This is a genomic window from Nostoc sp. FACHB-133 (assembly GCF_014698055.1).
GTDB lineage: Bacteria > Cyanobacteriota > Cyanobacteriia > Cyanobacteriales > Nostocaceae > Nostoc.
Map to the genome: position 1 here is coordinate 162,074 of NZ_JACJSH010000003.1, position 18,123 is coordinate 180,196.

General features: G+C 43.7%; 16 protein-coding genes. 5 read left to right on the forward strand and 11 right to left on the reverse strand.

Going from position 1 to position 18,123, the window contains the following annotated elements:
- Nucleotides 1-39 precede the first annotated feature (39 nt).
- From rodA to H6G86_RS04065, 3 genes are all read right to left on the reverse strand, one after another.
- Nucleotides 40-1,353, reverse strand: coding sequence for a rod shape-determining protein RodA (gene rodA / locus H6G86_RS04055; protein ID WP_190933231.1), 1,314 nt, complete (start codon nucleotides 1,351-1,353; stop codon nucleotides 40-42).
- A gap of 171 nt (nucleotides 1,354-1,524) precedes the next feature.
- Entirely contained in the window at nucleotides 1,525-2,595 is a 1,071-nt protein-coding gene (locus H6G86_RS04060) for an Mrp/NBP35 family ATP-binding protein (RefSeq protein ID WP_163933343.1), read from the reverse strand.
- Between the two features lie 473 nt (nucleotides 2,596-3,068).
- The gene (locus H6G86_RS04065) at nucleotides 3,069-3,593 is read right to left on the reverse strand and encodes an SRPBCC family protein (protein WP_163933347.1); all 525 of its coding nucleotides are present in this window, start codon (nucleotides 3,591-3,593) and stop codon (nucleotides 3,069-3,071) included.
- Between the two features lie 308 nt (nucleotides 3,594-3,901).
- On the opposite strand from H6G86_RS04065, the gene hemF reads away from it, so the two are divergent.
- Together hemF and H6G86_RS04075 are read left to right on the forward strand one after the other, a co-directional pair.
- A complete protein-coding gene (gene hemF, locus H6G86_RS04070; RefSeq protein ID WP_190933232.1) occupies nucleotides 3,902-4,945 on the forward strand; it encodes an oxygen-dependent coproporphyrinogen oxidase in 1,044 nt (347 codons plus the stop codon).
- Between the two features lie 262 nt (nucleotides 4,946-5,207).
- Nucleotides 5,208-5,576 (forward strand): STAS domain-containing protein, encoded by a 369-nt coding sequence (locus H6G86_RS04075; protein ID WP_163933353.1) that lies wholly within the window; start codon nucleotides 5,208-5,210, stop codon nucleotides 5,574-5,576.
- A gap of 56 nt (nucleotides 5,577-5,632) precedes the next feature.
- Here the strand turns inward: H6G86_RS04075 and H6G86_RS04080 are convergent, their stop codons facing one another.
- Nucleotides 5,633-6,238, reverse strand: coding sequence for a chromophore lyase CpcT/CpeT (locus H6G86_RS04080; protein WP_190933233.1), 606 nt, complete (start codon nucleotides 6,236-6,238; stop codon nucleotides 5,633-5,635).
- 204 nt (nucleotides 6,239-6,442) lie between these two features.
- Between H6G86_RS04080 and psb29 the strand changes: the two genes are divergently transcribed.
- On the forward strand, nucleotides 6,443-7,150 hold the full coding sequence (gene psb29 / locus H6G86_RS04085) for a photosystem II biogenesis protein Psp29 (protein WP_190933234.1): 708 nt from the start codon (nucleotides 6,443-6,445) through the stop codon (nucleotides 7,148-7,150).
- A 65-nt stretch (nucleotides 7,151-7,215) separates the two neighbouring features.
- Here the strand turns inward: psb29 and H6G86_RS04090 are convergent, their stop codons facing one another.
- The 3 genes from H6G86_RS04090 to H6G86_RS04100 all read right to left on the reverse strand — a co-directional run bounded on the left by H6G86_RS04090 (nucleotide 7,216) and on the right by H6G86_RS04100 (nucleotide 9,347).
- Entirely contained in the window at nucleotides 7,216-7,578 is a 363-nt protein-coding gene (locus H6G86_RS04090) for a phage holin family protein (protein WP_190933235.1), read from the reverse strand.
- Nucleotides 7,579-7,897: 319 nt separating this feature from the next.
- The gene (locus H6G86_RS04095) at nucleotides 7,898-8,578 is read right to left on the reverse strand and encodes an ExbD/TolR family protein (RefSeq protein ID WP_190933236.1); all 681 of its coding nucleotides are present in this window, start codon (nucleotides 8,576-8,578) and stop codon (nucleotides 7,898-7,900) included.
- 40 nt (nucleotides 8,579-8,618) lie between these two features.
- On the reverse strand, nucleotides 8,619-9,347 hold the full coding sequence (locus H6G86_RS04100) for a MotA/TolQ/ExbB proton channel family protein (protein ID WP_190933237.1): 729 nt from the start codon (nucleotides 9,345-9,347) through the stop codon (nucleotides 8,619-8,621).
- 365 nt (nucleotides 9,348-9,712) lie between these two features.
- Here H6G86_RS04100 and H6G86_RS04105 point away from each other — a divergent pair, with 365 nt between their 5' ends.
- The gene (locus H6G86_RS04105; protein WP_190933238.1) at nucleotides 9,713-10,027 is read left to right on the forward strand and encodes a YkvA family protein; all 315 of its coding nucleotides are present in this window, start codon (nucleotides 9,713-9,715) and stop codon (nucleotides 10,025-10,027) included.
- Nucleotides 10,028-10,124: 97 nt separating this feature from the next.
- Here the strand turns inward: H6G86_RS04105 and H6G86_RS04110 are convergent, their stop codons facing one another.
- From H6G86_RS04110 to H6G86_RS04125, 4 genes are all read right to left on the reverse strand, one after another.
- A complete protein-coding gene (locus H6G86_RS04110) occupies nucleotides 10,125-10,502 on the reverse strand; it encodes a GxxExxY protein (protein WP_190933239.1) in 378 nt (125 codons plus the stop codon).
- 41 nt (nucleotides 10,503-10,543) lie between these two features.
- Nucleotides 10,544-13,750, reverse strand: coding sequence for a glycoside hydrolase family 15 protein (locus H6G86_RS04115; RefSeq protein WP_190933240.1), 3,207 nt, complete (start codon nucleotides 13,748-13,750; stop codon nucleotides 10,544-10,546).
- Nucleotides 13,751-14,345: 595 nt separating this feature from the next.
- Nucleotides 14,346-14,687, reverse strand: a complete 342-nt coding sequence (locus tag H6G86_RS04120) for a 4Fe-4S binding protein (protein ID WP_012411463.1) — start codon at nucleotides 14,685-14,687, stop codon at nucleotides 14,346-14,348.
- 13 nt (nucleotides 14,688-14,700) lie between these two features.
- A complete protein-coding gene (locus H6G86_RS04125; protein WP_190933241.1) occupies nucleotides 14,701-16,410 on the reverse strand; it encodes an FAD-dependent oxidoreductase in 1,710 nt (569 codons plus the stop codon).
- 604 nt (nucleotides 16,411-17,014) lie between these two features.
- On the opposite strand from H6G86_RS04125, the gene H6G86_RS04130 reads away from it, so the two are divergent.
- Nucleotides 17,015-17,977 (forward strand): TauD/TfdA dioxygenase family protein, encoded by a 963-nt coding sequence (locus H6G86_RS04130; RefSeq protein WP_190933242.1) that lies wholly within the window; start codon nucleotides 17,015-17,017, stop codon nucleotides 17,975-17,977.
- The last annotated feature ends 146 nt before the right edge of the window (nucleotides 17,978-18,123 follow it).

The following is an 18,123-nucleotide window of genomic DNA, read 5'->3' on the forward strand; positions in this document are numbered from 1 at the left end:
GTCATTTGTCGTTGGTTCTTACAAATGACTAATGACGAATCAATAATACTTCTGCCTTTGGCGAAAATTTGCTACCGATTCTACTATTCCCAAGGAAATGAAGTTGGTCAGCATAGCAGAGCGCCCATAACTCATCCAAGGTAAAGGTATTCCTGCCACAGGTGCTAAACCTACAGTCATGCCAACGTTCACAATCACCTGAAACACGATCATGGATAAAACGCCAATAGCCAGCAAGGAACCAAAGTTATCTTTGGCGGTTTGGGCAACATGCAGCAGACGGAGGCAAATTAAGCAGAAGACAAACAGCACTAACAAACAACCAACAAAACCGAATTCTTCTCCGACTGCGGAGAAAATAAAGTCTGTATGCTGTTCGGGTACAAAATTCAGTTGCGTCATTGGCCCCTTGAACAGACCCCATCCCCAAATTTCACCAGCACCAATGGCAATACGAGATTGGATTAAGTGATACCCAGCACCGAGTGGATCGTGATCGGGGTCCATGAATACAGTTAGTCGAGCTTTTTGATATGGTTTTAGAATATGGTTCCAAGCGAAGACTCCTAATTCGCCACCTAGTATATTGAGAGTCCACGAGCCGATCGCACTGCAACCAAATCTCCGCCAAGGGAGAGTTTGCCAGCCCAAAATAGCCATCGCAAATGACCAAACTATTCCTAATGGGCCAAAAGATAGTTCTTTGAATAAAATTATCGGCTCTGATAAAGGCCAAGATATACTAAACAAAATGGCCGCAACCACAGGAGAAATCAGCAGAATTAGCCAGCCTGGGTTAGCATTTGCCCAATAAAGCATTCCTAAGACGATCGCACCAAATACCAATGATGTTGCTAAATCTGGCTGCAAAAATACTAATCCCCAAGGTATGGCGGTAATTGCCAGAACCCGGAAAACACCTTCAAGGCTAGAAGCAGTACGCCTGTGTAGCAAAGCGGCTAAGGTAATGATCATACCGACTTTGGCAAATTCTGAGGGTTGCACGTTAAAGCCAGCGATACTAATCCACCTCTGTGCCCCTTTAGCGCTAGTACCAGCAATCATCACCGCGATTAAGCTGAAATTCGTTAGTGAGTATGTTACCCAGTGCCACTGCATTAAGAGTTCGTAGCGGATGCGAGATAGAAATAGGGCTATAAGCACACCGATACCCGCTACCATCCAGTGCCACCACCAGTCAGTTACTGGCTGCTTCAGTTCCGTACTGAGGATCATGATGCCACCAAAGATACTGACAGCAACTGGCAAACAAAATAGTAGCCAATCTACATTTTGCCAGGGCTTAACCCAAGACTTCCAGCGAATTTTGGGGAGCGATCGTTTTAATAACATTGTGCCAATTTAGACTTTTTTAATTGTTGGGAATTGGGAATTGGGAATTAAGGAGAATAACATTACCTCTTTCCCCCTGCCCCCTGCCCTCTGCTCCTTTGCTTCTTCCCAATACCCGATCTTTAGTATTCCCAGGACATAGCCCAGGAAGCAGATAGAAATTAAAATTAATTATGTCAACGCAGCAACTGATACTTTACCAGCAATTGTAAGAGCGATCGCAGTTAATGCTTTTGCCGAAGCTGAATCTGGATCGCCAACAACTATGGGCACACCACTGTCACCACCAACTCGTGTGGAAATCTCTAGCGGTACGCACCCCAGCAATGGCACTCCCAATTCGGCGGCGGTTTTGGAGCCTCCACCAGAACCAAAGATGTCATAGTGTTTATCTGGTTGATCGGGGGGGATAAAATAGCTCATATTTTCCACGATCCCCAATACCGGGACATTCATCTGCTGGAACATCCGCAATCCCTTGCGAGAATCTAATAGGGCTACAGTTTGCGGTGTGGTGACAATTACTGCCCCGGCCATTGGCACTGCTTGAGTTAAAGTTAACTGAGCATCTCCGGTTCCCGGTGGCATATCTACAATCAAATAATCCAGTTCTCCCCATTGCACTTGATAGAGAAACTGGCGAATTACGCCATTGAGCATAGGCCCCCGCCAAATGACTGGTTGATCTCGGTCAATCAAAAAGCCCATTGAAACTAATTTGACACCGTGATTAAAAGCAGGTTCCAAAATGTCACCTGTTTCAGTGGAACGCACCACAATTTGAGCATCAGCTAGACCCAACATAGTGGGATCGTTGGGGCCGTAAATATCAGCGTCTAACAAGCCAACTTTTGCCCCAGTTTGAGCTAGAGCCACTGCTACATTCACCGCCACCGTACTTTTACCAACACCACCTTTGCCACTGGAAACAGCAATAATATTTTTTACCCCAGAAATACCAGTGCGATCAGGCAAACTTTTTTGTTGGGGTGTTTCTGCGGTTACTTCTATGCTGACATCTGTAACACCCGGTAGCTTTTTGACAGCTTTCTGACAGTCTTCGACGATAAATTCACGTAAAGGACAGGCAGGAGTGGTCAACACTAAAGTAAAACTAACCTTGCCACCGTCAATTTTGACGTTGCGAATCATATTCAGTTCCACCAGACTTTTGCGGAGTTCTGGGTCTTCCACTGGACGCAAAATTTCTAGGACAGAGCGAGAATCGAGGACATCGTACATAAAAATTCAAAATTCAAAATGAATAAATACACTTGTGGCGAACATCTTAGCTATTAACTCGATGTTTTCTTAAGTAAGGTCAGCTTAGTGTTTTCACTGTCAATGCCGTAATAAAACTTAGCAAATAGCATTATTACCTAATAGAATCTTAACTTTCTTTGGGCATTGGGTACAAAAGGCAGAGGAGCAGGGAGCAGGGGAGTGGGAAGAGGGCAGGGGAGCAGGGAGACAAGGGGGAATTATTAGACATCTTGCAAAAGTTACTTTTGCCAAGATGTTGGGGAAAGGTTAAAGGTAAAGGGGAAATTCCATCCCTTTACCCTTTACCCCTTCCCCTTTTCCCCACTTCTCCAAGAAGTCCATTGAACAAGTCTCTCTCTTGTTTCCCCCCTCTTCCTTGTCTCCTTTGTCTCTTCTTCATGCCCAATGCCCAATGCCCAATTGTCAATGCCCAATTCCCAATTCCCCTTTACCTAAAAATCAAAACAACTGTCGTCAAGAGATTTTTTCTTCCCAGATACCGTTGGCAATGCCGTCTTTTCTGCTGCTTCTACTAAAGACCGTGCTACGCGGTCTACATAAGGACGGGATAAAGACCAAATCAGGGGCGATAACCAACCCCGTAGGGTTACAGAATAAGATAAACAAGTGCCACAAACCGTTGACTCTACTTGATAAGTCACCCGTTCTTCTATTCCTGGAATTGCCAGCACTCGGATACTCAGCATCTCCCTGTGATTGACACGCTCTACAAAAATACGGATGGGAATTGGCGAAAAGCGTGTTACAGCATGAAAAATCAATCCTGGTTTGGGTACTAATCCGTAGGGTACATTAGTACTCTTAAGTAGTGGATGCCAGGAAACATCTGTTAAGTCAGCAACTTTTTGCCACAGTTCATCTACAGAAGCAGAGCTTATCTCTCGATATGTCCGCACCAGAGAAGCGCAAAACCGACGACGTTTGCGGTGGATGAATTTGGATAACCAATCTTGCATTTTCCTAATCCTCCTCCCTAGACACTTTCTGGTAACTCTGGTATTGTGTGCAACTACGCTCAGTTCCTGAAGTACCAAATGAGCGAAATAGTTAAAATTAACAAAATAAAACTCAGTCAATATACAAGCCTATACGCATTTGAGGGAAAATAACTCTAGTGATGGCCATCAATCGTATAAATGCTTAACCAGTAAGAAAAAAGCGGGTTGGGCAAATAGAGCTTGATTGTTGGCGCGTGTTTCCCCCAAATTTTTAAAATTAAGAAATTTGTGGCTTTCTGGAAATTGTAATTTAGGTTCGGGAATCTATGTTGACCAACTCGCAAACACCAACTGTAGCAGCAGAATCATCCAAGTCTTTGCCAGCACCTGACGCTCAGATTAGAGTCAGTCAGTTTATGAAACAACTGCAAGACGAAATTACTGAATCATTGGCAAAACTAGATGGTGTGGCTAAGTTTAATGAAGATAGTTGGGAACGCCCTGAAGGGGGGGGAGGGCGATCGCGCGTGCTGCGAGAAGGTGCAATATTTGAACAAGCAGGTGTAAACTTTTCTGAAGTTTGGGGTTCCCATTTGCCAGCCTCAATTTTAACCCAACGCCCTGAAGCCGCAGGACATGGCTTTTATGCCACGGGTACTTCAATGGTGTTGCATCCTCACAATCCTTACGTGCCCACAGTTCATCTAAATTATCGCTACTTTGAAGCGGGGCCAGTGTGGTGGTTTGGTGGTGGTCTTGACTTGACACCTTATTACCCGTTTGCTGAAGATGCGGCACATTTACACAAAACGTTAAAACAGTCCTGTGACAAACACCACCCGGAGTATTACCCAGTATTTAAGAAGTGGTGTGATGAATATTTTTACCTCAAGCATCGTGATGAGACACGTGGCGTAGGCGGTTTGTTTTTTGATTACCAAGATGGTCAAGGTGCTTTATATCGCGGGCCAAATCCCGATGGTGAAGCAGCTATTTATAGCAACCAGGTGGGAACACCAGCAACCCGCAATTGGGAAGATTTGTTTGCTTTTGTGCAAGACTGTGGCAGAGCATTTTTACCAGCCTACGTACCAATTGTAGAACGGCGACATGGGATGGAATATGGCGATCGCCAACGGAATTTTCAACTCTATCGCCGCGGACGGTATGTAGAATTTAACTTGGTTTATGACCGAGGTACTATTTTTGGTCTGCAAACTAACGGACGCACCGAATCAATTCTCATGTCCCTACCACCTTTAGTGCGCTGGGAATACGGCTATCAACCGGAACCCAATACACCCGAAGCCGAGTTGTATGAAACCTTCCTTAAGCCTCAAGATTGGATCAACTGGACACCACCTCAATAGTGCTGTACATGGATAGCGGAGCATTTAGCCTGTGCTGAGTTAGGAGTTAGGAGTTTTTCCCTATCTCCCTCATTTTCCTAGTCTCTGCCACTCCTCGTTTAAAATTGCTACTCAGTACTGATTTAGTGAGTTAAACTACTAAAGTTAAGCACTTAGCAGAAAAAGGTGACAATTTTAGCTATAGCTTGTTAATCTCAAGTGACAGCGTTAGACAATTCTGTAACTACCTAATCTTAAGAGGAATGCCACGGGGAGGGCTTTAGTGATTCATATAGACCAAAAAACTTATACAACCCAAGACGGAAACACCGTTATTGTCCTAACACCAGCAGGTCGCCTAGACATTACCACTGCTTGGCAATTTCGCCTGAAGTTACAAGAGTGTATTTCTAAACTCAGCCGCCATGTAGTTGTAAATCTGGCTCAGGTGAATTTTATTGATAGTTCTGGTCTCACGTCTTTGGTAGCCGGAATGCGTGATGCTGATAAAGTCAAGGGCAGTTTCCGCATCTGCAATGTACATCCAGAAGCCAAACTCGTGTTTGAAGTGACAATGATGGATACTGTCTTTGAAATCTTTGAAACAGAAGATGAAGCTTTAGAAGGTGTACCTCGTAGTATGGCTAGCTAAAAAAGAGTTAGGAGTTAATAGAAACTTCATAACTCGTAACTAATTGAATGATAGGTTTATCTTATTGAATACTGATTCCGCTTGGTGTAGCGATAAGGGCCCATAATCGCTCCCCAAGTTGCTTTTCCAGTTTCTGGATCAATTCCTTTGTCGTAGCTGTGAAATTCTGCCGCAGTGGTTTCGAACCCCAAGGAAACATAGATGCTATTACCAAGATAAGTAAAGCTGCAACGAGTCTCTGGTTGTGGTGTGGCGGTAAATTTATAGCGATCGCCAGCTAATACTTCGTGAGTTACTGTTAGGATACAACCTGGTAGTAAATCTAATTGTTCGGGTGTCAGTGTGTTCAGTAGAGCAGGGTTATTGCCTGCGCCTCTTAATCCATCTGGATCTTGAGGTATATAGTATTGTACTTCCAAAGATGTGTCAGAGTTGCTACCCTGACGCAACCGCATAATTCGCTGACGGTAAGGTTTATCTAGGTTAATCACGCTAGCTTGTTCGGCAAACAAGGTGATGCTATCTTCTGTGAACAAATTCACTGGTCTTTGCCACATTCGGAGATGGACATACCAAACTGGTTCTTCTATAGCTTGTTCCCGATTATCAAATTCACCAGCTAGGTACTCACCTAAAGCAATTAACTGTGGCGAGAAGTTCATAAATTCAATAAACAAATCATTAAGGAGAAATATTTCTGGCTAGTTTTTTAGAGGAAAAGGTCTTAATCCCCTGTGGTTACTAGCTTATAAAATACTTTTGATTTGTTTATATTGTAAATGAAACCGTCACAAGTCAAAAGCTCAACTTGGCAAAGTAGCCTTTAAGCGAGAAAATAAAGATACGTCGCCCTTAACATTTTCTTTGTGAATAACGTCCGTACTGTCTCTGATACAAAACGAACTTTTTACAATCTTCATACCCGTCCGATTAACACTATTTATCGTCGGGTAGTAGAAGAATTGATGGTAGAAATGCATCTGCTGTCAGTAAATATCGATTTTAGCTACAATCCAATTTATGCCTTGGGTGTCGTCACAACTTTTGACCGCTTCATGGAAGGCTATCAACCAGAACGGGATCAAGAATCAATTTTTAACGCCTTATGTCAGGCTATAGAAACAGATCCACAACGCTATCGACACGATGCCCAAAGATTGCAAGCTGTAGCTAAAGGTTTGCCAGTTAAAGATTTAATTGGCTGGCTAGGCCAAACTACTTACTTAGATCGAGATGCTGACTTGCAAGCACAACTGCAAGCGATCGCCAACAATCCTAACTTTAAATACAACCGTTTGTTCGCAATTGGTTTATTTTCGTTATTAGAACAGTCAGATCCTGAATTAGTCAAAGATGAAAAGCAACTAACTGAGGCGCTAAAAGCGATCGCAGCTGGCTTGCACGTATCTGATGACAAACTCAACAAGGATTTGGAATTATACCGTTCTAACCTAGATAAGATGGCGCAAGCGCTGTTAGTAATGGCAGATATGCTCTCAGCCGATCGCAAAAAACGCGAACAACGTAAACAGCAATCAACGACTCCCGTTGCTCCCCCAAGTTCCAACGAATAGTTAAGAGTTAGGAGTTAGGAATTATTAACAACTAAATCCTAACTTCTAGCTCATCACTATTGATTTTAAAAACCTAATAATTTGTAGATTAAGCTGTTAATTATGGTCAGCGTAAATGCTCCAATAACAGCACTCCAAATACCGTAACGTAAGCGGAAGCCCTCTACTAACCAAGCAGCAATACTAAAACAAACTACGGCAATCATAAATGTGAAAATGCCGGATAGTAAATCCAATGTAAGTAAATTGGGGACTGCAAAAACAAGGCTTAAAATCGGTCTGACTATTGCCGTCACGATACCAAGCACTGCGGCAGAAAGAAAGGCTTTACCAGGAGTATCAATTTCAACTCCTAAAGGTAATTTACTAATTATCAACAGGCTGATAGCTGTTACTAGCCAAACAATTAAAAGCGTAACGATATTCATGCCACAACCCCTGAAACGTGAATGGCAATTGGTGATATATTCCTTCAGTTTATCGGTGGAAAAATCTTTAAAGCTCAACCAATTATTTGTAAGTTAGCAGAAATTTTATTGCTAACCGAATTTTGTTTTAGATATCTTTAGGATTGAGAAAAAGCTTCATCTGAGTGGGGAAGGGGCAGAGGGGCAGGGAGACAAGGGGACAAGAAGGAATTATTGAATAAGTCTCTCTCCTGTTTCCTCTCTCTTCCTTTTCTCTTCTTTATACCCCTGCTCCCTGCTCCCTGCCCCCGTGCCTCCTCTGCCCAACATACTCCCTATTTCATCTTTTAAGAGGTGGTTGTGTTTGTTTGGGTGCTACAGGGGCTTGGGATGCTGGTGGGTTGGAAATACCAGGATTGATAGGACTGATGCCTTGCCCGGTTGGAGGCTGACTTACACCAGGTAAGGGTACGGAATTAGGTGCTAAGGGAAATTTAGGGGTAATATTCCCTTCGGGATTGATGCCTGGAACTGGCGCTATACCAGGATTGACTGGGAAAGAGGGGATATTAGGCTGATTGAGTGAGTTTGTGGGTGGTTGAGATGGGCCAGGAATAATTCCCAAAGAAACGCGATCGCCTCCTACTTGCCGTAGCAAATCCAATGTCTCAATCACATCATTATAAGTTGCTGTCCGCGAAGCATTTAGCACCACAACAGCACTGGGGTTTCCTTGGAGATACTGTTTTAGCCTCGCTCCCAAATCGTCGCGTTTTACAGGCTGTTTTTCTATGTAAGTATTACCAACGGCATCGATAGTTACAATCAGACTTCCGCTCTGTGATGTTATTGCAGATACTGTACTAGGGCTGGCTTTGGGCAAGTCAACATTTATTGCCTGTTGCCGTGTAAATTGTAAAGCCGCTAACAAAAAAAACGTCAGGATACAAAAAACGACATCAATTAAAGGGATGATTTGAATTTGGACTTCTTCGATTGGGGTATGTAGATTAACTTTCATTTTCTCAATTTAATCGCCTGCTTAGGGGTTTAATTCTTGACTAATTAGGTAAATTCGGGGGTTCAGGAGGTTCAGGCAACCTAGTCTTTCCTGGCTTGCGGGGTGGAGTGAAATTTTCCCGGACAATTGGTGATGTAATATTACTAAAATCAGGGGGGGACTGGCGGTAGAGTAATTCCATCTCATTCCCTGCCTTCCGAAAAACTTTGACTTGGTTAACTACAAAACTTTGAAATAGGCGATAAAATGCCAAGCTAATAATGGCAACTATTAACCCAGTTGCCGTACTAATTAAAGATTCACCAATACCAGTAGTCACCCCGGCAGTAGATTCAGTTCCCAAATCGCCAATCCGAATTGAGCGCAGAGAGTGAATTAGACCTAAAACAGTACCCAATAATCCCAGCAGGGGCGCGAGGGCAATCACAGCTTCTAAAAGCTTTTCGCCCCGCCGCATTCCAGCCAATTCATCTTCTGCTGTAGCCTCAAGTGCTAGTCGAAAGGTTTCCACATCAGTTTTTGGAAAACGTAAGGGGGCATAAAGAAAACGCCCGACAGGTTGATGGCTTGCTTGTTTAGCAACGTCAGCAGCTGCTTGCCAATTATCTTGGGCAGCATCCAGAATGCGATCGACTATTTGCTTTTCCTGAGTCAAAATTCGTAACCAGAACCACAAACGCTCAAAAATCACACTCAAAGATAGAATCGACAGGACAAGTAAAGGCCACATCGCTGGCCCGCCCTTATAAAATAAATCTAAAATATCCACTGTTTAAGTTTCCTCCCTCCATGACTAGAGCAAATGTGCTAAGGCATTTTAATTCTAGAGATTAATGCAAAATGAGGGACTTCCAAAATATAAATTTCTCGAAAAGCTAAAAAGACACTTTAAGCATGGCGTATTTGACTTAGCCTGCTGGACAAACTTGCTGCTGGGTTGCCATAATCCCGAATTAATACAATCACTGTCTAATTTGTCAAACCCTTGCGGTATTAAACTCTTATCGATAATTACAAAATAGGTTTTTGATGACAGATTAGGAGTAGCGTCTTCTCGACTAACTAGGACGGTTATTCCCACCGGGAATTTTTAGGATTATTTGTCAAAATTAAAGATAACTGGAGGTTAAAAATATGAAATTTTCAATCCAATCACTTTACACCTGGTATCGCGATGTGCTGCGTAACCCCAAGTACCGTTGGTGGGTTATTTTAGGGACGTTGGTCTATTTGGTCAGCCCATTTGATGTTCTCCCAGATTTTATACCCGTTGTGGGGCAGATTGATGATGTTTTCCTTTTGACTCTGCTAGTTTCTGAGGTGTCTGGGCTAGTAATTGAGGGCTGGAAGGCTCGTAAGGGTGATGTGGGTACTGAAGTGCCTAATACTACTGATGGTTCTACCTCTAGTGCAAGCACTATTGATGTTGATGCTGTTTCTGTTAAGTAGTTTTAATAAAACCCCTGCTTTTAGAATTTGAGGTGGGGGATATTTTTTTTAACGCAAAGGGGCGCGGAGGGAAGCGCAGAGGTTCGCAGAGGGGAAGTTAGAGGTTGTTGGCTACGTGTTTGATGCCTTCTTTGAGGTGGAGGACGTTGAAGTTGAGGAGAAGACCTAGTTTGCAGTTTGCTAGTTTGAGATAGGTTAGGAGTTGAACGGAGTGAATTGCGTGGAAGGATTCTACAGATTTAATCTCTACAATTACTTGGTTTTCGACCATCAAATCTAATCGATAAACACATTCCAATTGCACATCTTGATAAACTAAGGGCAATGGAATTTGTTTACCAACATTCAACCCGGACTTCTTCAACTCATAATCCAAACACTCCTCATAAGCCGACTCCAACAAACCAGGCCCCAAAGCAGTATGCACCCTCATCGCACACCCAATAATCACCCCACTCAACTCATTCTGTCTCATCCTCTGCGTTCCTCTGCGCTTCCCTTTGCGATCCTTTGCGTTTAAAAATCCTTCACAAATTCCGTCAAGAACCTGAACGCCTTCAAAATATAACTAGCGCAATCTCTAGGAGAAGTATTGTAAAACGATCGCCACGCACTCGCTTTATCCTCATCATAGCGATCGCTGCGTTGACTATGATTCTCTAACCACGCCAATCGCACTGCGTGTCCAATCAACACATCTAACACAATATATTCTTCGATTTGCAGCTTGGGATTATTAGCTGCGATCGCTCCTAATTCGATTAATGCTTCAATATTAACTTGGCGATATTCTGGAGCTTCGATTTTATTCAGCAAATGCTCAACCAAGAGAGCAAAATTTCTTTCCCCTGCTGTCATCTCGGACAACATTATCTCACTATCTAAACGATTGCGGCGCTCTAGTTTATCCCCAATTACTAGACCCTTGCAATGTTGCATTAATAGCCAAACCTGCTTGAAAAAGTCTTTTGGTACGCGTCCCGTCGCACCCTCGGCTTGACGAAACCGCCGCCAACCACCTGGTGGGACTTCTATTTCTTCAGCGATTCCTGGTAACACCACCCAAGCAATATCACTTTCTTTTTGCTTGACGTGCAGTGATTCTTGTTGGCGTAACAGGTTACTCATGCCAGTATATCCAGTTAATACCTGACGCAAGCGCATTTTCACTTCAAAGGGTGAAAGTTGCATTAAGTAATCGTAAGCTTCATCTTGAGTAACGTGTAATTCCCGCGCTAGTTCGCTGGTGATCAATAAGATGAGATAGCCGACTCTCAAGGTTAGTAGTCCCTGGAATAGTTCGGGTTCTGAGCGAATTAAAATACCAAGATAGATTAAAATCTCTTGTGTTAGGACGCGATCGCGGATATCTTCACGACAAAAATGATTAATTTTATCGGCAATTTCATCGTGGGACATGGGTACGGTAATCAAGGACGCTTCACTGTAAGCTTTACCCACAGCAATTTGCTTACCTCGCACCAAAATACTTGTCACTGCATCTGATAAGCTGATATCAACCATTTGCCTTAACCCCGCAGCCCGACGTACCACTGCCCAAATACCTAAATCTCCAGCTTTGGTGTAAACTTCATCAAGTAAATCGGCTACGGTGACATGATATCCTGGACCGCCATACCCCGTATCAAAGTTCATGCCTTGCAAGCGAGTTAAGGTTTGCAATAACTCAATTTGCTCGTAAATATTCTCTGATGAGCGTAAATAAGAAAGTAATAATGCAAAGTTAGTTTCATACTCCATCTGAAATTCTTGAGTATGCCCTAAGCGCCAGTTTTTCTCAGGATGATAAGCCAAATAATAGCAACGTGGGCCAGCATTTCTCACTGGCGATCGCGAGAATTCTGCATTGGGAAGAAAATCAATTCTTTGGATTCCGGCTGTTAACATTAGCTGATTTAGCCGCCCTAATTTCACTCGCACACCGTTACAAACACCATCTTTTAGTTCTTGCATCAATTCTAGTAATGCTTTCGAACCTGCTTCTAACATGGTGTGCGTCAACATTAAAGTCAAGGTAGGACGACCTAAATCGCTCCAATATTTTTGAATGTAAGCTAGTTCGCTTCTAATTTGATCTAGTAGAAAATGGTAATCAAGGGTTAAGTAAAACTGTTGAGAGTCGGAGAATGAAGGCAAAAATACAATTGTTTCTCCACGAATCCGAAAGATTCTAGATGTTGTCAAACTCCGCAGCCGTCGTACTGGCCGCCCAGTTAAACCAAGTTTGTCGTTACGGCCAATTTGGGTATAAATAGCTGAGAATTCTCCAGCTTTTCTCACCTGAATCGGTTCAACTTGGGTAGGCGTTTGTGTTTCAATCCCATGAACTTCTAGTTTTTTCTGTAAATCTTCATCTTCTGCTAACAACGCAATTTGTACCAATGATTCGCGCTGTTTGCCCACACACAAATGTCTTCCCAAAGGGTCGATATCACCAACTGCTAGTAAACCTTCACTCAACATTTGACTAAGAAAATATAAACTCTGCGCCCACACCAAAGGGATATTTTCATTGGGTAAACGTAGTTGCGTTTGGGGTGTTAACTTTTCTGCTTCTATGTTTTCGGCTGGGACATAATATAGTTCTGGCAGTAAACGCAAACCATCTTGTTCTATAAGTAATGATTCTAAAAGTTCTTGGTATTTTTTAACTTGTTCTTGCTCACTGCAAAATAATCCATCTAAAACTAAATAAGTGAAAAATAACGGCCATTCGCATTCAATATGCTCAAATTGCTTGAGTTCCCACGGTTCGTAGTGCAAGCGCTGATTATCTTCTAAAACCGTCTGGTGTCCATCACGCAAAAAGCGTTTGCAGCCGTATTTACCTACGAGTTTGTTGATAATATCGTTTAAAGTGCGATCGCGTAACTCCAAATCTTCTACTGCAAAGGCAGGATAACTGATAATACTTAACAGCGCCGCATCAATTTCTTTGGAACCAGATTCTCTCGGCAAAAGCGATTCTAAAGTAATTCGGGCACGGGCGATTTCGTCTGGTAGCACATGAATCACCGATGCTTGACTACCACGCACACCAAATAAATCCAGCCCGTTAATAGCTTCTAAAGCAGCTTTTGCCATGCCTACAGAGCTAGCATTTAACTCAGCATTACCACGATTAATTTTATTCCCACGTTCCCAAATACCGTAATCTGGTGTGCGGTAAGCTCGTCCAATGTAGTAAACCAAATTTTGGACAAAATTAACTTCATCAATGGTATAAATTATTGGCAATCCCGCAGCCGTCATTTGTGCCAACATCAGCAAAAATATAGATGTAGCATCAAGTTGCAAATGTCCCCATTCATCATCACCAACAACAATGTCACCAGTAGCAGTATTATATTTGGCGTGCAGTCCATCTAGTAGCGACTGAGTATGTTTAAATGTCTCTACTTTATGAGCCTGTCGCATCATCGCAAATAGCAACCCGCGCATCAGTTTGATGACACTGTGTTCTAGTTCATAGGTGCGTCCTTTGTCGTCGTCAATCTTGCGGTATGCAAGTCCTAAACCCCAAACTGCCAAAATGCTGTAAACGTTGTCTCGCACCCAGGCATCTGTATAATCACCGTGGGCTGTAATCGCTGTACTCGCAGGTAGTAAACCAGTAATCGGATTCTGCCGAGTCAGGATAATCGTTTTGATTTGCTGGTAGTAATAGTCCAGGCGAGTTAGCAATTTGGTAGATGTTTTCATGGTTGGGTTTAGAAATACTTGCAAAATTTGACCCTGTGACTGTCAAGTGAATTACCTAAACCAAGCCAGAATAATTTCTGTAATGGTTGATGGGACAACAGCTAAGGGTGGTGTGAGTTTATTATTATCTCTTGTTAATACGCCTCTGGGTACTTAATTTTAGCGATCGCAAACTAAAACACGATTTACTTAGGTTTTTTTATACTTAAGATAGCGAAAATTATGATTGGGAGTCCTTTTTGCGGCGGTGCGATCGTTGATTGCGTCGTAGAATTAGCTCAAAAATGCGGCGTTAAACCAAGACAAATTGCCCTATCTTACTAGCACCAATTACCGTTGTTGGTGCTAGTAAGATAGAGCATCTAAAAGAAGCAGTTATTGGTGTGATACCAATTTAATGTGAAGCTGCACTAAATGAGTAACTATCTATTCTTGGCGCTCTTCTCTTCGAGACGCTTCGCGTTCATGTAGTGTCTCGTAGAGAAGGCGTACTTGGCGGTTCGTTTAATATTCTGTGCATCTTCATACAGAATTAGTGTGACTTGCAGGTTTTTGACTAATTGAGGTCGCTACCACACTCAATTAAACACTCAAATTAACTTTGATAGGGGCGCGGCAATTGGCGCAGTTGATGAGCAGTATCCAATTCACTATTGTTTTTTCTGCCATACCCCCAACCCAAGATGCGACGATATTCACCCATGATGCCACTTTCAATTAAATCATCCTCATTGACTGCAACATTGGTATGAGATTGGGGCGCAACATAGAGTGCATCCGCAGGACAATAAGCCTCACACATGAAACAAGTTTGACAGTCTTCTTGCCGAGCGATCGCAGGTGGTTGGTTAGGTACGGACTCAAAAACATTGGTAGGACATACTTGGACGCATACATTGCAATTGATACAGAGTTTATGACTGACAAGCTCGATCATGATACTGCTCCTACTACAACTTTGATACAGAGGGTGTGGTTTGAGTGGTTGGTACTGGTGCTGTAGCGATCGCGTTCTGCTCGTCGTAGGCGATGGCATCCGTTAGCCAATCACGCCTCACCCATAGACGATCTAAGCCGCCGGTTGCCTGATAATAACGCTGATTTGGATCGGTTTCGGGATAGTCCATGCGAATATGTTCGCTGCGGGTTTCTGTGCGATGTAAAGCACTAAAATATGCCCATCGCGCTACAGCTGTGAGAGCAGCTGCTCGCCGAGAAAATTCCACATCGCGCACTGTATCTTGCTTCGGGTTCGTCTTTACCTGCTGCCACAACGTTTCTAATTTGGCCAGGGAATCCAAAAGTCCCTGCTCACAGCGCAAGTAATTCTTCTCTAAGGGGAACATCTGCGCTTGTACACCGCGCACGATCGCCTCGCTATCGAATGTTTCAGATGTGGGAGACTGCGATGGACTACGCAATCCGGCTTGGCCAGCAGGATGCACAACCCGTTCATGAGCATAAGCGCCAAGACTCTTCGCAAATTCAGCCGCGCCAACTCCAGCCCATTGTCCTGTGGAGATTGCCCAGGCTGCATTGGGGCCACCACCCCCAGAAGCTAAACCTGCTAAAAACTCCCGCGATGCAGCATCACCGGCGGCGTAGAGGCCAGGAACCTTTGTACCGCAACTATCATTCACAATCCGAATTCCACCCGTACCACGGACTGTACCTTCTAAAATCAGTGTTACAGGCACTCGTTCTGTATAGGGGTCAATGCCAGCTTTTTTATAGGGTAAAAAAGATATGAAATGAGACTTTTCAATCACCGCCTTGACTTCAGGTGTAGCTTGATCCAAACGAGCATAAACGGAGCCTTTTAGGAGGGCATTGGGAAGAAACGATGGATCGCGACGACCATTGACATAGCCACCAAGATCGTTGCCTGCTTCATCACTGTAACTAGCCCAGCCAAAGGGAACACCCCTTGTCACCGTGGCATTAAAAGCGGTCGAGATGGCATAGTGATTAGAAGCTTCCATGCTGGAAAGTTCACCGCCAGCTTCTACTGCCATCAGCATTCCATCACCTGTATTTGTATTGCACCCTAATGCTTTACTCAAGAATGCACAACCACCATTGGCCAGGACTACTGCACCAGCGCGAACAGTATAGGTACGATGATTTTGTCTCTGCACACCTCTTGCTCCAGCCACCGAGCCGTCATCAGCCAATAAAAGCTCTAGAGCAGGACTTTGGTCAAGAATCTGCACCCCAACACGCAATAGGTTTTTGCGAAGTACCCGCATATATTCGGGGCCATAATAACTCTGGCGCACGGATTCCCCATTTTCTTTGGGAAAACGATAGCCCCACTTTTCAACTAGAGGCAAACTGAGCCAAGTTTTTTCGATTACACGCTCGATCCAACGTAAGTTAGCTAGGTTTTTTCCTACGCGATAACGCTCCCATAAAACTTTGTCCCAATTTTCTGGAGAAGGAGCCATGATGCCATTACCACTGGCAGCAGCTGCACCGCTCGTACCTAGAAAACCTTTATCAACAATGATTACTTTGACACCTTCTGATGCGGCTGCCCATGCTGCCCATGCTGCGGCAGGGCCGCCACCAATTACCAGCACGTCGGCAGTTAATTGCAGTTCATTTTCGCTATAGGCTGTTAGCAATTCTTTGTCCTCCTTTTTGGCAGTCAACTTCATACTTTGACTTGGAAAAGTTCTGTTAGAGGGACTTTGAGCAGCGTGCTGATTTCCTAGCTCAGTCCCTAAGAGTTCTTTAATTTTGAATTTCGCTTTGCTGTACCAGTACCTTTTTCATCCGTTCTGGTGTATGCAGTTCATTATAAATACTTATGCAGTAGATAGAGTTTGCATAATCTATACAAAGAATGTGTAAGGCAAATTACAGTTTATATGATACACTAATTATTAGTTTTACAAATATTAAGTGTTGCGAACTAGTATCTTATCCGGTTGGAACTGTGGTAAAAGTTTCCATTCTCGTGAGGGGTAATGACATATCGGCTCACACCAATATCACCATGACCAGACTTAGTAGAGTGCTATGTAGATAAGCTGGCAGCACGCACGCATCTTTAACAAATGAGACGCTATGAACTTCCTGTTATTTCAGCAGTCTAAAAATATATTTGCATTATACTACGGTAATTCGATCGATTTAGTGTATGATGTTAAAAACTACGACCGCTTCCTTTGGAATATTGCTTGTAGTTGATAGCAATATTCCAAAAGAAAAGGACGAGTGCGAACACCATCTTAATAGATCAAACTTTGGAGAGTCTACATGGGCTACAAGCATATTGAAGTCAAACAAGTAGCTGGTTTCATTGGTGCTGAAATCAGCGGCGTGGATCTTTCGCGTCCTCTGAATGATGATGAAGTCAAAGAAATTCGTAAAGCGCTATTAAAGTGGAAAGTTGTGTTCTTCCGTGGTCAGAACATCGATCATGCTGCCCAGGTTGAGTTCACATCTCGTTTTGGCGAAGTGACTTTCGCGCATCCACTTGGAGAACCTGAACCAGTTGCGGGATTTCCGCAGATCAAGCCCGTAGACCGTAGGCTCTATGAAAAGCAATATGGTTTCCGTAGTGGAGGCCCCTGGCACACAGACGTGACTGCGGCAATTAACCCACCAGCAGCGTCAATTTTGCGTGCAGTTAATGTTCCTAGCTTCGGTGGTGACACCCAGTGGAGTAATCTAGTTGCAGCTTATGAGGGTTTGTCAGCACCTTTACGGGCGCTAGCAGACACATTGAAAGCTGAACATCGCTTCAATGGAGGTAAGCATCAGCCCCGCAACAGCAAGTTCACCGAGCGTATTGCTGTCAATCCACTAGTCTCAATCCACCCAGTTGTTAGGGTTCATCCTGAGACTGGTGAGCGTGCGTTGTTCGTTAACCCTGGCTTTACCTCGCACATTGTTGACGTGTCACCACAAGAGAGCAAACTGCTGCTGGAATTGTTCTTCAACCAAATCACCAAGCCTGCTTACACCACCCGTTTCCGTTGGAACAATGGTGATATCGCCTTCTGGGACAACCGCGCCACAGTGCATTTGGCTCCTCAAGATTTAGATCATTTGGATGTCGAGCGTCTCCTCTATCGCACCACCATTACTGGCGATGTTCCAGTTGGGGTTGATGGTTTCCGCTCAGAAGTGGTTCAAGGTGAAGCGTTCAGCGCAGAAGTACCAACCGTCTTCAAGCAAAAAGCCCAAAATCTGGAAGCACAACCAGTGCTTTCGTAAACTACAAAGCGCTAAACCGGGCTGCGTGCATCTGGCTGACGCAGCCTATCATTCAGGGGAAGAAAGTAAAGTTCCTAAATAGATTTTTTTGTATATACGCCAGCATTTAATAGAATCTTTTTTTTGATTCGCCGTGGATTACATTA